The organism is Pseudobutyrivibrio xylanivorans DSM 14809 (assembly GCF_900141825.1).
Classification (GTDB): domain Bacteria; phylum Bacillota; class Clostridia; order Lachnospirales; family Lachnospiraceae; genus Pseudobutyrivibrio; species Pseudobutyrivibrio xylanivorans.
The window spans coordinates 67,135-81,097 of record NZ_FQYQ01000003.1 but is presented as its reverse complement, the minus strand read 5'-3'; the positions used below and the strand labels follow the sequence as shown (position 1 = coordinate 81,097).

The 13,963-nt window shown below is 39.4% G+C and carries 13 protein-coding genes and 1 riboswitch; all 13 genes read left to right on the top strand.

The features are described from left to right. The first annotated feature begins 5 nt into the window (after positions 1-5). Positions 6-200, top strand: a riboswitch (cobalamin riboswitch). A 106-nt stretch (positions 201-306) separates the two neighbouring features. The 13 genes from BUA88_RS03525 (at position 307) to cobK (ending at position 13,873) form a co-directional block, all read left to right on the top strand. After that, entirely contained in the window at positions 307-1,518 is a 1,212-nt protein-coding gene (locus BUA88_RS03525) for a sirohydrochlorin cobaltochelatase (protein WP_072912807.1), read from the top strand. Positions 1,519-1,530: 12 nt separating this feature from the next. Further along, positions 1,531-2,091 (top strand): hypothetical protein, encoded by a 561-nt coding sequence (locus BUA88_RS03520; protein ID WP_072912804.1) that lies wholly within the window; start codon positions 1,531-1,533, stop codon positions 2,089-2,091. A 35-nt stretch (positions 2,092-2,126) separates the two neighbouring features. Then, on the top strand, positions 2,127-3,665 hold the full coding sequence (locus tag BUA88_RS03515; RefSeq protein WP_159430877.1) for an ABC transporter substrate-binding protein: 1,539 nt from the start codon (positions 2,127-2,129) through the stop codon (positions 3,663-3,665). Positions 3,666-3,710: 45 nt separating this feature from the next. Then, positions 3,711-4,691 carry a FecCD family ABC transporter permease gene (locus BUA88_RS03510; protein WP_072913117.1) on the top strand — a complete coding sequence of 327 codons (981 nt, stop codon included), beginning with the start codon at positions 3,711-3,713 and terminating at the stop codon, positions 4,689-4,691. Further along, positions 4,678-5,463, top strand: a complete 786-nt coding sequence (locus tag BUA88_RS03505) for an ABC transporter ATP-binding protein (protein WP_072912800.1) — start codon at positions 4,678-4,680, stop codon at positions 5,461-5,463. Before BUA88_RS03510 ends, BUA88_RS03505 begins: the two co-directional genes overlap by 14 nt. Continuing rightward, complete coding sequence (locus BUA88_RS03500) at positions 5,460-6,086, top strand: precorrin-8X methylmutase (RefSeq protein WP_072912797.1); 627 nt, start codon at positions 5,460-5,462, stop codon at positions 6,084-6,086. Before BUA88_RS03505 ends, BUA88_RS03500 begins: the two co-directional genes overlap by 4 nt. A gap of 110 nt (positions 6,087-6,196) precedes the next feature. Further along, on the top strand, positions 6,197-6,556 hold the full coding sequence (locus BUA88_RS03495; protein ID WP_072912794.1) for an endonuclease domain-containing protein: 360 nt from the start codon (positions 6,197-6,199) through the stop codon (positions 6,554-6,556). After that, entirely contained in the window at positions 6,549-7,784 is a 1,236-nt protein-coding gene (gene cbiD / locus BUA88_RS03490; protein ID WP_083572372.1) for a cobalt-precorrin-5B (C(1))-methyltransferase CbiD, read from the top strand. Before BUA88_RS03495 ends, cbiD begins: the two co-directional genes overlap by 8 nt. Further along, complete coding sequence (locus tag BUA88_RS03485) at positions 7,772-9,271, top strand: cobyric acid synthase (protein WP_072912791.1); 1,500 nt, start codon at positions 7,772-7,774, stop codon at positions 9,269-9,271. The genes cbiD and BUA88_RS03485 overlap by 13 nt, the downstream gene beginning before the upstream one ends. A 12-nt stretch (positions 9,272-9,283) precedes the next feature. After that, entirely contained in the window at positions 9,284-10,129 is an 846-nt protein-coding gene (gene cobM / locus BUA88_RS03480; protein ID WP_083572371.1) for a precorrin-4 C(11)-methyltransferase, read from the top strand. A gap of 8 nt (positions 10,130-10,137) precedes the next feature. Beyond that, positions 10,138-11,049 (top strand): cobalt-precorrin 5A hydrolase, encoded by a 912-nt coding sequence (locus tag BUA88_RS03475; protein WP_072912788.1) that lies wholly within the window; start codon positions 10,138-10,140, stop codon positions 11,047-11,049. A gap of 8 nt (positions 11,050-11,057) precedes the next feature. Further along, positions 11,058-11,813 (top strand): precorrin-3B C(17)-methyltransferase, encoded by a 756-nt coding sequence (cobJ, locus tag BUA88_RS03470; RefSeq protein WP_072912785.1) that lies wholly within the window; start codon positions 11,058-11,060, stop codon positions 11,811-11,813. Beyond that, positions 11,810-13,873 (top strand): precorrin-6A reductase, encoded by a 2,064-nt coding sequence (gene cobK, locus BUA88_RS03465; protein WP_072912782.1) that lies wholly within the window; start codon positions 11,810-11,812, stop codon positions 13,871-13,873. Before cobJ ends, cobK begins: the two co-directional genes overlap by 4 nt. Positions 13,874-13,963 lie beyond the last annotated feature (90 nt).

The following is a 13,963-nucleotide window of genomic DNA, read 5'->3' as shown; positions in this document are numbered from 1 at the left end:
ATTTAATATGTTTCAAAAGATTAGGTGCCTATAGATTTCGTATTTGCGAAGTTGGTATGGGTGAAAAGGGAATCTGGTGAGAATCCAGAGCGAAGCCGTCACTGTGTTAGGGAGTCTGCATTTATATCACTGAGCATGCTTGGGAAGGGAATGTAGATGTTGATCGAAGTCAGGAGACCTGCCTAGTCTTCAAATTAATGATTTGCGGACTTTCAAATCTTAATTCATGATTTTGATTGAATTGAGGGTCGCACTATGCGACCCTTTTGATTTTTGTCCGTCTGAAAAATGGAGGTATAATAAAAAATGAAGAAAAAAGTTTTAAGTGTTTTACTTGTTGCGGCTATGTCTTTTAGTATTGTGGCATGTGGAACTAGTGAAGAGGCTAAAACTGAAACAGCCGATTCAACAGAAAGCAGCGATGCAGTTTTTGAAGAGCCTAATGGAGATGCAAACGTAAACAGAGCAATGGAAGTAGCAAAATTAATTGATGCAATTTATGTTCAGGAGTGGACAGAGGACACAGAAGCACAGTGTAAGGCAGCTAAGGAAGCTTGGGATGCACTTACTGATGAGGAAAAGGAATTAGTTGAGGGAGAGGAAGCTGATCCAGATTACTTTGGTAGAGATACAGGTGATGCATCTAAGGATGATCCTTTAAATCAGGATGAAATCGGTGAGAACGAAATTCTTGTAGTAAGCTTTGGTACATCATTCAATGATAGCCGTGTAAATGATATCGGTGGTGTAGAAAAGGCTATCGCAGAGGCTAATCCAGATTGGTCAGTAAGACGTGCATTTACAGCACAGATTATCATCAATCACATTTTAGCTCGTGATAATGAAAAGATTGATAATGTAAAGCAGGCTCTTGATAGAGCAGTAGATAATGGTGTTAAGAACCTTGTTGTTCAGCCTACACATCTTATGCACGGTGCAGAGTATGATGAGCTTATGGAAGCAGTTGATGCATATGCAGATAAGTTCGATTCAGTAAAGGTTGCAGAGCCACTTCTTGGTCAGGTTGGAAAGGATGCAGCTGAGGTAAACAAGGATAAGGAAACAGTTGCAAAGGCTGTTGTAGCAGAAGCTGTTTCTGTAGGTGGTTTTGACAGTCTTGATGCTGCAGCTGATGAAGGTGTTGCATTTGTATTTATGGGACACGGAACAAGCCACACAGCAAAGGTTACATATTCACAGATGCAGACACAGATGAATGACCTTGGTTATAAGAATGTATTTATTGGTACAGTTGAAGGTGAGCCAGAAGAGACATCTTGCGAGAATATTATCGCAGCTGTCAAGGAAGCTGGATTCAAAAAGGTAGTTCTTCGTCCACTTATGGTTGTTGCTGGTGATCACGCAAACAACGATATGGCTGGTGACGATGATGACTCTTGGAAGTCTATGTTTACAGCAGATGGAAGCTTTGAGTCAGTTGATTGTCAGATTTCAGGACTTGGTGGAATCGAAGATGTTCAGAAGATTTATGTAGAACACACAAAGGCAGTATTATAGGAGATTTATTAAATGAAAAGCAGATTTTTAGCATTAGCATTAGTTTTAACAATGGCAGCCTCTCTTGTAGGCTGTGGAAATAAGGCAGCAGAGGTTACTGAAGAACAGACTGCAGTAGAGGAGACAGCAGCTCCAGAAACTGAGCAGGTGGAAGAGCCAGTTGAAGAAACTGAGAGTGAGGCTACTGAGGTAGCTGGAATCGATCTTGAGGATGGAGTATATCAGGTAGATTTTAATACAGACAGCAGCATGTTCCATGTAAATGAGGCTATGAATGGTCACGGTACTCTTACTGTTAAGGATGGTCAGGCTACAGTTCACATTTCGCTTGTTTCAGACAAGATTCAGAATCTCTATGTAGGTCTTGCAGCTGATGCTGAGAGCGATGAGGCTAATTGGCTTCAGTCTACAGATGACGAAGTGACATATGACGATGGCACTTCAGAAATGGTTCATGGCTTTGATGTTCCAGTAGCTTCTTTAGATACAGAGTTTGATCTTGCTCTTATCGGCGAGAAGGGTGTTTGGTACGACCACAAGGTTAGTGTTACAAACCCAGTCGTAGAAGAATAGATCCGGGACTGCAGTAGCAGTTAATGAGGTGTTTTTTGAAAAAATTTGGTTTAATAGCTGCAGTGCTGGCTCTGAGTCTTACAGCCTGCAGCTTTTTTAATAAGGACAATTTAATAGAGAATAATGTTGTAGAATCCAGGCAGGAAAGTGCAGTTTATAGCTGTCAGGTCACCTTGGAAGGTGGCAGCGGCAAGGCTACGGTGGAATCTCCTGCGGAGGTTTCAGTAACAGGAGAGAACAAGACAGTTAAGCTTGTTTGGTCCAGCTCTCATTATGACTATATGCTTGTTGATGGCGTAAGATTTGATAATGAGGCTACACCTGAGGAGCATTCCGTATTTACGATACCATTTTCACAGTTTGATAAAGCATTTACTGTAATTGGTGATACTACAGCCATGAGTACTCCTCATGAGATAGAGTACACTCTTACTGTATATTCACCAGATAATGAAAATGAAGATGCGGCGGCAGAGAAAGAGGTATTATCAGAATCAGCTTCCATAAAGCCAGACCTGAGTGGGTACACATATGTATCTTCTTTAAAGCTTCAGTATGCCACTGAGTATTCTGTTGATTTCTATCAGGATGAAAATGGAAATCAATTTTCATTTATCACTATTGGTGAGGGAGATGCGGCCCAATATTTTATATACCCTGAAAAAGCAGGAACCTTTAAAGGAAATGTAAAGGGGGCAACAGTCCTTGGTGCAATTGATAAGACATATCTTGTATCTACATCTGTGATGGATTTATTAGAATCCATTGATGCCTTATCAAATGTAAGACTTTCTGGTACGGACATTAATGACTGGTATATTCCACAGGCGAAGAAGCTTATGAAAAGTAAAGATATTCTTTATGCCGGAAAGTATTCAGCGCCTGATTACGAGCTGCTTCTTACAGAAGGCTGCAATCTTGCCATTGAAAATACAATGATTTATCACAAGCCGTCCGTTAAGGAAAAGCTGGAAGCATTGGGAATACCTGTTATTGTAGAGCAGTCTAGCTACGAAAAAAATCCACTTGGACGACTTGAGTGGATTAAATTTTATGGTCTTTTATATAACAAAATGGATGAGGCCAACGATATCTTCGAAAAACAGGTTAAACGAGTAGGCAAAGTGGAGGAAAAATCCAATACAGGGTTGAAAGTTGCTGTATTTTCTATTTCATCTAATGGTCAGGTGGTGGTAAGACGCCCAGGAGACTATATTTCTACAATGGTTGGGATGGCAGGTGGTAATTATGTCCCAACAAATATCAATGAGTCTGAAGACACTGCAGTATCCACTGTTAAGATTACTATGGAGGATTTCTATCTTCAGGCGGCAGATGCAGATGTGCTTATATATAACAGCACAATAGAGGGCGAACTTTCTTCTATAGACGAATTAGTCGCAAAGGCCGAAATATTAGCAGATTTCAAGGCTGTCAAAGAAAATAGCGTTTATTGTATTGAAAAGAGCTATTTTCAAAGGACCAGTGATGTGGCAGAATTAATAGAGGATATACATAATATTTTAGTTAAAGAAGATGAGTCGTTATCATTTATTTATCAGCTAGAGGATTAAACATTGAACAACAAAAAAAGATATTACTTGATTAAATTTTTGGGAATGACAATATTGCTTTTTGCTATATTTGTGCTGAGCATTGGTATGGGCAGCGCAGATATTACTGTGCCACAAATCTTAAAAGCACTCTTTAGTTCAGGAGATGCTTATCTTGATAAAATCATTATTTCTATAAGGCTTCCTAGAATTTTAGCAGCTATTATTCTGGGTGGAGCCTTGGCTGTTTCAGGCTTCTTACTTCAGGTTTTCTTTGGGAATCCAATTGCGGGACCTTATGTACTTGGTATTTCATCAGGAGCAAAGCTTTTTGTAGCTCTAACAATGGTAGTTTACTTAGGACAGGGAAAAATCATGAGCTCCGCAGGAATGGTTATTAATGCTTTCACAGGGGCTCTGATTTCTATGGGAATAGTTTTGTTATTATCAAAGAAAGTTAGAAATATGTCTATGCTTGTAGTTTGCGGTGTGATGATTGGCTATATTTGCTCCGCAATTACGGAATTCATTATCGCATTTGCGGATGATTCAAATATTGTAAATCTTCATAATTGGTCTTTAGGTAGTTTCTCGGGTATTAGTTGGGAAAATGTCTATATTTCAATTATTTTTGTTACAGCATCACTTTTCATGTCATTCTTTTTATCAAAGCCTATAGGTGCTTATCAGCTTGGTGAAAACTATGCCAGAAATATGGGTGTAAATATAAGTGCTCTTAGAGTTGCTTTAATTATGCTTTCCAGCGTGTTATCAGGTACAGTAACAGCTTTTGCTGGACCAATTTCCTTTGTGGGAATAGCTGTGCCTCATATTATGAGAAGTATTTTGAAGACTTCAAAGCCAATCGTGATGATTCCAGCATGCTTTTTAGGAGGTGCGATTATTACATTGGTTTGTGACGATATTGCCCGTACTGCTTTTGCGCCTGTGGAATTAAGCATTAGTGCTGTTACAGCTATTGGACTTGCACCTGTAGTGATTTATCTTTTAATTAAGCGTAAGGAGGCAGGACATGGAACAAATTAGTGCAAGAGATCTAACAGTTGGATATGGGAAGGCTGTTATTTCAGACGCTACATTTCAGGTTTTGCCAGGAGAAATAATAGCCTTAATTGGACCAAATGGTTCGGGAAAATCCACAATACTAAAAACTATTACAAGACAACTTAAAAAGATGTCGGGAAAGCTTTTTATTGGTGGTGATATTGATGAATCAATCATGGATAATGAACTGGCAAAAAAGCTTTCAATGGTAATGACTGAAAGAATTCATCCAGAACTTATGACCTGCTTTGAGGTAGTTTCAGCAGGAAGATATCCTTATACAGGAAGGCTGGGAATACTCAATGCCGAGGATAAAAAAAAGGTGGCTGAGGCCATAAGTCTTGTTGGAGCTGAAGATGTTGCTGACAAGGACTTTATGAAAATCAGTGACGGACAAAGACAAAGGGTTATGCTGGCTCGTGCAATAGCTCAGGAACCAGAGATAATGATTCTTGATGAACCTACATCATTTCTTGATATTCAGTATAAGATTGATATTTTATCTGTAATAAAAAAACTGGCAATAGAGAAGAATATAGCAGTGTTGATGTCTATTCATGAATTGGAATTTGTACCAGCCGTCGCGGATCATGTGATTGGAATTTGCGATGGACAGATTTATAAGATTGGAACCCCTGATGAGATTTTCACAGGGGAGAATATAGAGAAAATATATGGAATGAAACCAGGTGATGGTGACAGAATCATTTCAGGATTGTTGGCATATTCTAATAGTATTATTGAGGTGTTATGAAAATCGAATTTGTTCTACCATCTGAAATTGAAAAACGAAGCTTTGAAATAATCTCTCAGGAGTTGGAGCAGCGAGGCGTCACTTTACCGCCTGATGAGGCTCCAATAACCATGCGCACTATTCATACCAGTGCAGACTTTGATTATGCAGATACTATGCGTTACTCAAAGGGGGGCATTGAAAAGGCTAAGGAACTTATTAGAAATGGAGCAGACATTGTTACAGACACTAATATGGCTTTGTCTGGAATAAACAAGAAAAGATTGGCATGCTTTGGTGGGCAGGTGCATTGTTTCATGGCAGATGAGGAAGTGGCAGCAGAGGCAAAGGAACGTCAGGTTACAAGGGCTACTGTATCAATGGAAAGAGCAGCAAAGCTTGGAAAGCCTGTTATTTTTGCAATAGGTAATGCACCTACTGCGCTTATTTCTCTTTACGAAATGATGGAGGCCGGGATATTTACTCCAGAGTTTGTTATTGGTGTACCAGTTGGTTTTGTAAATGTAGTGGCAGCCAAAGAACTATTTCTTAATTCAGACGTACCGTACATTATCAATGAAGGCAGAAAAGGTGGCAGCAATATCGCAGCCGCTATCTGTAATGCATTGATTTACTCTCTGTAAAATGAAGCCTTCCATCAAAAGATGGAAGCCTTTGATGTTAATGCAGATAAATCTGCAAGCCTTCCCCTTGAGGGGAAGGTGTCAGCGAAGCTGACGGATGAGGTGTTCATATGAACGAGAACTATAATCCAAATCTGAAGAAAAATTCTCAGAAATTGAGAAGGTCTATGACAAAAGAAGAAAAGCGCCTTTGGTATGATTGTTTAAAGGTATTACCATTAACTGTAAAGAGACAACAAATAATTGGTAATTATATAGTTGATTTTTATTGTGCGCAAAAAAAGATTGTAATTGAACTGGATGGAAGTCAGCATTATGAGGAAGAGGGGCATATAAAAGATATAAAACGAGATACTTTCTTAAATGAAAATGGAATTAGAGTGTTAAGATATTCAAATTTTGATGTTAATAAGAATTTCATTGCAGTTTGTGATGATATAAGAAAGAATTTAGGATTAATCAATGATTGAAAAAAGGACACCTCATCAGTCACCTTCGGTGACAGCATTCTCAGCTCCCGCTTCGGTCGTTGCTAAACAGGCTCCACTGGAGCCTAGCAACCCTCAAGGGGAAGCCTTAAAAAAAGGATTCACCACAGGAAGCTGTGCGGCAGCGGCGGCGAAGGCGGCGGCGTACATGCTTTTCACAGGGCAGGAAAAACTGAATATTGAAATTGAGACCCCTGCGGGAATCATGTTCAAGGCTGATATTGTGGATGTGAATCGACAGGAAAAACAGGTGAGTTGCGCTGTGATAAAGGATGGCGGAGATGATCCTGATGTGACTACAGGCTGTCATGTGACAGCAACAGTAAGTGTGATTACACCAGCTATTGAGGCTACAACAGGACAGAATCTTGAGCTTGAGATAGATGGTGGTGAAGGAGTAGGGCGAGTGACTTTGCCAGGACTTGATCAGCCTGTTGGAAATGCCGCTATTAATCATGTCCCAAGAGAGATGATTGAAAAGGAAGTGACTGAGGTTTGCAAGCTATTGGATTTCAATGGAAAGCTTCAGATAATTATTTCTATTCCAGAGGGAGTGGAGCTGGCAAGCAAGACCTTTAATCCACGACTTGGAATAGTAAATGGAATTTCGGTTTTAGGGACCACTGGTATTGTGGAGCCAATGAGTGCAAAGGCTCTCATAGATACAATTGAAGTAGAGCTGAAGCAAAAGAAGGAATTAGGTTTTAAGACTGCGATTGTTACTCCAGGAAATTACGGACTTAAGTTCATGAAGGAGCATTATGGCTATGATTTGGATAAGAGTGTAAAATGCTCAAACTTTATTGGAGAGACTGTAGACATGTGCCTCAAGCTTGGTTTTGAAGCTATGCTTATAACAGGTCATATTGGAAAGCTTGTTAAGGTGGCTGGTGGCATTATGAATACACATTCCCATGAGGCGGATTCCAGAATGGAGATTCTTTCAGCATGTGCTTTAAGAGCCGGTTGTGATGGAGAGTTGGCAAGAAAAATACTTGAATGTCTCAACACTGAGGAAGCCTTGCATATTATTGATGATGCAGGATACCTTAAGCCAACTATGGACATAGTTCTTGAGAAGATATTGTTTTATCTGGATTTTAGAGCTCAGGGAAGAATTAAACTCGATTGCATTTTATATTCAAATGAATTTGGACTTCTAGCGGAGTCTGCAAACAGTAGAGGAAAATTATTAGAATGTCAAAAGTAATAATGATTCAGGGGACCATGTCAAATGTTGGAAAGAGTCTTTTGGTAGGTGCCCTGTGTCGCATTTTTAAGCAGGATGGTTATAAAGTGGCGCCATTTAAGTCACAGAATATGGCTCTAAATTCATTTGTAACAGCAGACGGTTTGGAGCTTGGCAGGGCACAGGCTATGCAGGCTGAATGTGCAGGAGTGGCACCATCAGTTTACATGAATCCGATTTTGTTAAAGCCAACAAATGATATCGGAAGTCAGGTTATTGTAAACGGTGAGGCTATTGGAAACATGTCTGCCAGAGATTATTTCGCATATAAGAAAAAATTGGTTCCTGATATTATGGCTGCATTCAATAAGCTTGAAGAATGGGCTGACATCATTGTGATAGAAGGAGCAGGAAGCCCTGCTGAAATTAATCTTAAGAGAGATGACATTGTAAATATGGGTATGGCTGAGCTGGTAGATGCTCCCGTACTTTTAGTTGGTGATATAGATAGAGGTGGTGTGTTTGCTCAGCTTTTAGGTACTTTGGAGCTTTTAGAACCACAGGAAAGACAGCGAGTAAAGGGGCTGATTATTAATAAATTTAGAGGGGATAAAAGTCTTTTAGATTCTGGCATAGAAATGCTTGAGGAGCGCGGAAAGGTACCTGTTGTGGGAACAGTTCCATATGCCAGACTTATGATAGATGATGAAGATAGCCTAAGTGAAAGACTATCAAATACTTATGACTATGGTGATATCGTAAATACGATAGAAATAGCCGTGGTAAGATTACCTAGAATTTCAAATTTTACGGACATAGCTCCATTTGAAAATATTCCAGGCGTTAAAGTCAGTTTTATTTCAAATCCAAGAGAATTTACTGATGCAGATATGGTAATTATACCTGGCAGTAAGAACACAATCTCTGATTTGAGATGGATGAGAGAATCCGGCATGGAGGCAGCTATTAAGCGCTTTGCACTTAATAAGCCTGTGGTAGGTATATGTGGTGGATTCCAGATGATGGGGAATATCATTGACGACCCTGAGGCGGTAGAGGAAGGCGGTTCAATAAGAGGTATGGAGCTGTTCTCGCTTAAAACCGTTCTTAGTGGGGAAAAGTATCGTAGTCAGACTGAGGATTGCTTTGATGATTTGACTAATGTATTTTCCTCAATCGCCGGTGAAGAGTTCGTTGGTTATGAGATTCATAATGGTGTTACTACTATAGAACAGGATTTAGGTTTACCTGAAATAATTGAACGAGACGACGAAGGGAATATTATTCTCGTACAAAATAAAAACCTAATGGGCACCTATGTACATGGAATATTTGATAATGGTGATTTGGCATATAGGATTGCCGAGGCAATTGCCCAGTCAAAAGGCCTAAATCTAGATGGAGCTGGAGTTGATTACCAGCAACTAAAGGATGCTGAGTACGATAAGCTTGCAGCCATAGTTAGAGAGAATTTAGATATGGATTATATTTACAGCATACTAAAATAAATTGGAGGATTTATGATTTATTTCGTTGGCGCAGGATGTGGCGCAGCAGATCTTATTACAGTAAGAGGAATGAAGCTTTTGCAGCTGGCTGATGTGATTATTTACGCTGGCTCTTTGGTTAATCCAGAGCTTTTGGAATATGCGAAAGACAGCTGTGAAATCTACAACAGTGCCACTATGACTTTGGATGAAGTTATGGAAGTAATGCTTAAATCCGACAGGGAGAGAAAAACTCTTGTTAGACTTCATACTGGCGAGCCAAGTATTTACGGTGCTGTTCAGGAGCAGATGCATATTTTAGATGAAAACAATATTGCATATGAGAGCTGCCCAGGAGTCAGCGCATGCTTTGGAGCAGCGGCTTCTCTTAATTTGGAATATACACTTCCAGATATTAGTCAGTCTTTGATAATAACCAGAATGGAGGGCAGGACCTCAGTTCCGGAAAAGGAGAGCATAGAAAGTTTTGCAGCTCATGGAGCATCCATGGCAATCTATCTAAGTGCTGGTATGCTTGAGGAACTTCAGGAGAGACTGGTTAGGGGCGGATACGATAAAAACACCCCTGCAGCAATTGTTTACAAGGCCACCTGGCCAGATGAAGAAAAATATATTTGTACGGTAGGAACTCTTGCAAGTACTGCCAAGGCTAAAGGAATTAGCAATCTGGCGGTGATACTTGTTGGAAACGTAATTGCGAAGTCTAATTATTCTTTGAGTAAGCTTTATGATCCAAGTTTTGAGACCATGTATAGGACACCTCATCAGTCACCTTCGGACCACCTTGTCTCACCTTCCGGCTCGGTCGTTGCTGAACAGGCTCCACTGGAGCCTAGCAACCCTCAAGGGGAAGCCTAGGAGTAAAAATGTTAATAATTAGAGTAGTTTATTTTACTGATAATGGTAAAAAGATATCAGATAAACTTAATAAAATCTTCATTGTGGAGACAAAGCCAGATGACATTTCTTTGTCTGATTGGACAAAAGACTGCTTTGATACGCATTTGCCTATTATTTTTATTGGCTCTACCGGGATAGCAGTTCGTACTATAGCCCCTTTTATTACCAGTAAACTAAAGGATAGTCCAGTGATTGTGATTGATGAGTTGGGGAAAAATGTAATTCCAATCTTATCAGGACATTATGGCGGAGCTAATGATCTTGCAAGAATAATTGGAAAAGCTATTGGTGCAAATCCAGTTATTACTACAGCCACAGATATAAATAACGTATTTGCGGTAGATGTTTTTGCTAAGAAAAATGGTCTTTTAATTACTGATAAGAGTTTAATTAAAAAGGTATCGGCAAAAGCTTTGAAGGGCGAAGCGCTTGATATCAAAGAATCAGAAGATGAAATTATTATCGAAGGACTTAAGCTTATTCCAAAACGTTTGATTCTTGGGATGGGATGTAAAAAAGGAAAAACATTTGAGGAATTAAAAGCTTTCGTAAATACGTTTTATAATGATGATGAGCTTGAAAAAAATCTTTATGCAATAGCGTCTATTGATGTGAAATCAGAGGAAATAGGATTAATCAAACTGGCAGAGTATTATGGTGTGTTTTTTGTTACCTACTCATCTGAGGAATTAGATAAAGTTAATGGAGAATTTGAAGAATCTGATTTTGTTAAAGAACAGGTTGGTGTAGGAAATGTCTGCGAGCGCTCAGCCCTGCTTTTGGCAGGAGAAGGTGGCGTTCTGGTAAAAAAGAAAGTGGCGCAGGATGGCATGACCCTTGCTGAAGCCAAAAGAAGGAAAATATATTTAGCTTGGTAGGAGAAAGTATGGCAGGACATATTTATATTGTTGGAATGGGACCTGGAGATAAATCAATGATGACTGACGAGGCTTACTCTGCAATGGAGCAGGCAGATGTTATTGTTGGTTACACAGTGTATATCGACTTAGTAAAAGAACTTTTTCCAGAGAAGGAGTTTTTCACAACTCCAATGAGAAAAGAAATTGAAAGATGCAGAGCCTGCTATGATTTTGCTATAGTAGGAAAAAATGTTGCATTTATCTGCAGCGGAGATGCTGGTGTTTATGGTATGGCAGCTCCTATGTATGAGCTTCTTCCAGAATACGCAAATATGAATTCTGAAATAACCGAAAATAGCATTTCTATTATTCCAGGAGTTACAGCAGCTATTTCTGGAGCAGCCGTTTTAGGATCACCAATTAATCACGATTTTTGTGTCATTAGCCTTAGTGATTTGCTTACACCTTGGGAGGTAATAGAGCGCAGGCTAAAGGCTGCCATTGAAGGGGATTTTGCAATTGCTATTTACAATCCTTCAAGTCATAAAAGACATGATTATTTACAAAAGGCCTGCGATATTATGCTATCAGTAGGGGCCGACGAAGACAGAGCCTGTGGCTATGTGGAAAATATTGGAAGAGAAGGCTGCAGTGGAACAGTATGTACATTAAAGGAATTACGCGATACTCAGGTAAATATGTTCACTACAGTTTTCATTGGAAGCTCCAGAACTAAAATCATAAATAATAAACTGGTTACTCCTAGAGGATACAAAATATGAAAAAGGTAATCATTTTTGGTGGAACTACAGAGGGAAGGAACTTGGCAGCTACTCTTGCGGCTGCAGGTATTTCTACTGTTTACTGTGTGGCAACAGAATATGGCAAGGAGCCTGTTGCAGAATCACCACTTATTAAGATTCATACAGGCAGGATGAATGCTGATGAAATGGCAGAATTTTATAAGGATGAAAAGCCGGATGCCATAGTAGATGCTACTCATCCTTTTGCAGAAATTGTAAAAAAGGAGATTGAGACCAGTCTTTTTAAATATACCAGCGTTCCTTTTTATAGATTAGCCAGGGAAGAGGAGCAGATAGATTATAGTAACTGCACCTTTTTTGATTCTGTTAAAGAATGCGCAAAAGCTCTTTTAAATACAACAGGAAATGTTTTTCTCACCACAGGAAGCAAGGAGCTATCAGCCTTTTGTGAGGATGAATCTCTTAAAGAAAGAATTATAGCCAGAATTATTCCTAATGATGAGAGTCTTGAAATCTGCAAAAATTTAGGCCTAAAGGGAAATCAGATTGTGGCAATGCAGGGGCCATTTTCTAAGGGAATGAACATTGCTTTTTTTAAAGAGTTTAATGCACAGATTTGTGTCTTAAAGGAAAGTGGAAAATCATCAGGTGAGGCCAGCAGAATAGAAGCTGCAAACGCCTGTGGTGTGCGCTGCTTTGTTATTAGAAGACCAGAAGAAAAAACAGATGCCTTGTCTTTTGACCAGGTGGTTGAGGAAATATTTAAGCTATTTAATATTACTGAAAATCCAGATTTAGATATCCATAAGATTACAAAAGAAAGCATCACTGAAGACAAAAAAATCATAGTATCTTTAGCTGGTTTTGGAATGGGCTTTGGAACTGTTACTGCAGAGGTGGTTTCGGCAGTAAAGGAAGCGGATTATTTATTTGGCGCACCAAGAATGCTCCTTGGCATTGAAAGCCAGGCAAAAAAATACCCTTATTATCTGGCAAAGGATATTTTGCCTTGCCTTCAGGAGATTGCTGATGGTATTCAGTTTGGAATAAAAAAGGCAGTTGTTTTATTTTCTGGTGATACGGGATTTTACAGTGGTGCCACAAATCTTGCCAAAGCATTAAATCAGACAGGCTATGCCAGCGTTAAAATTTTACCTGGCATCTCATCTATAAATGCAGTAGCTGCTAAGGCAAATGTTACCTGGCAGGATTCGAAGATAATGAGTTCTCATGGAATCCCTCAGGAGAGGTGGAGACCGGAGCTTATAGATGCAGTGAAGCATAATAAAAATACCTTTGTTATCACATCTGGTAGTAAGGATATAAGAGATATTGGAGATATTCTCGTTTCTCTTGAGACAAATCAGAGTTATAAATTTAGAGTATTCATTGGAACAAATCTATATTCTGATGAAAAATTAGGTTGGTATACTGCCGAAAAATGCAGCACCTATAATCTGGATGGACTTAGCACAATCATTATTGAAAATGCCAATTGGCAGCCTAAGGTAATTGCACCAGTGCTTTCTGATGATGATTTTATAAGGGACAAGGTTCCTATGTCCAAGGAGGAGATTCGGCAGCTTTCTATCTGTAAACTCCAGCTGCATAAGGATGCTGTTGTTTATGATATTGGAAGTGGCAGTGGTTCTGTTGCTGTGGAGATGGGAAGACTAGATCCATCTATTAAGGTGTATGCCATAGAACTTAAAAGCGAAGCTACACAGCTGATTCGAAAAAACGTAGCAAAACATATGCTGGAAAATGTTTATGTTTTAGAAGGAACTGCACCAGATGCTCTTGATAATCTTCCAACACCGACTCATGTTTTCATCGGTGGAAGTGGTGGAAGATTAGAAGATATTCTTATGACACTGAAGAAAATGAATTCGCATATGCGAATCGTAATAAACTCCGTGACCATAGAGACTATTGCAGAAATCAACAGTGTGATAAAGAAATTTGAAATTGAGGATGCAGATGTTGTTCAGGTGAGCATATCAAAGGCTAAGAAGGCAGGCGACTACAGCATAATGCAGGGCCAAAACCCCGTATACATAGTATCGTTTAGCATATAGTTTTTTTGGTAGAAAGTTAAGGATAGCTAGTAGCTATCAATCTCTAAGAATTACTCAAGCGAAGTATTCTACACTGAGCGGAGTGATTCT

Excerpts from the sequence above, each read along its gene's own strand:
- BUA88_RS03525 (WP_072912807.1), top strand. The coding sequence starts at position 307 with ATGAAGAAAAAAGTTTTAAGTGTTTTACTTGTTGCGGCTATGTCTTTT.
- BUA88_RS03520 (WP_072912804.1), top strand. The coding sequence starts at position 1,531 with ATGAAAAGCAGATTTTTAGCATTAGCATTAGTTTTAACAATGGCAGCC.
- BUA88_RS03510 (WP_072913117.1), top strand. The coding sequence starts at position 3,711 with ATGACAATATTGCTTTTTGCTATATTTGTGCTGAGCATTGGTATGGGC.
- BUA88_RS03505 (WP_072912800.1), top strand. The coding sequence starts at position 4,678 with ATGGAACAAATTAGTGCAAGAGATCTAACAGTTGGATATGGGAAGGCT.
- BUA88_RS03500 (WP_072912797.1), top strand. The coding sequence starts at position 5,460 with ATGAAAATCGAATTTGTTCTACCATCTGAAATTGAAAAACGAAGCTTT.
- BUA88_RS03495 (WP_072912794.1), top strand. The coding sequence starts at position 6,197 with ATGAACGAGAACTATAATCCAAATCTGAAGAAAAATTCTCAGAAATTG.
- cbiD (WP_083572372.1), top strand. The coding sequence starts at position 6,549 with ATGATTGAAAAAAGGACACCTCATCAGTCACCTTCGGTGACAGCATTC.
- BUA88_RS03485 (WP_072912791.1), top strand. The coding sequence starts at position 7,772 with ATGTCAAAAGTAATAATGATTCAGGGGACCATGTCAAATGTTGGAAAG.
- cobM (WP_083572371.1), top strand. The coding sequence starts at position 9,284 with ATGATTTATTTCGTTGGCGCAGGATGTGGCGCAGCAGATCTTATTACA.
- BUA88_RS03475 (WP_072912788.1), top strand. The coding sequence starts at position 10,138 with ATGTTAATAATTAGAGTAGTTTATTTTACTGATAATGGTAAAAAGATA.
- cobJ (WP_072912785.1), top strand. The coding sequence starts at position 11,058 with ATGGCAGGACATATTTATATTGTTGGAATGGGACCTGGAGATAAATCA.
- cobK (WP_072912782.1), top strand. The coding sequence starts at position 11,810 with ATGAAAAAGGTAATCATTTTTGGTGGAACTACAGAGGGAAGGAACTTG.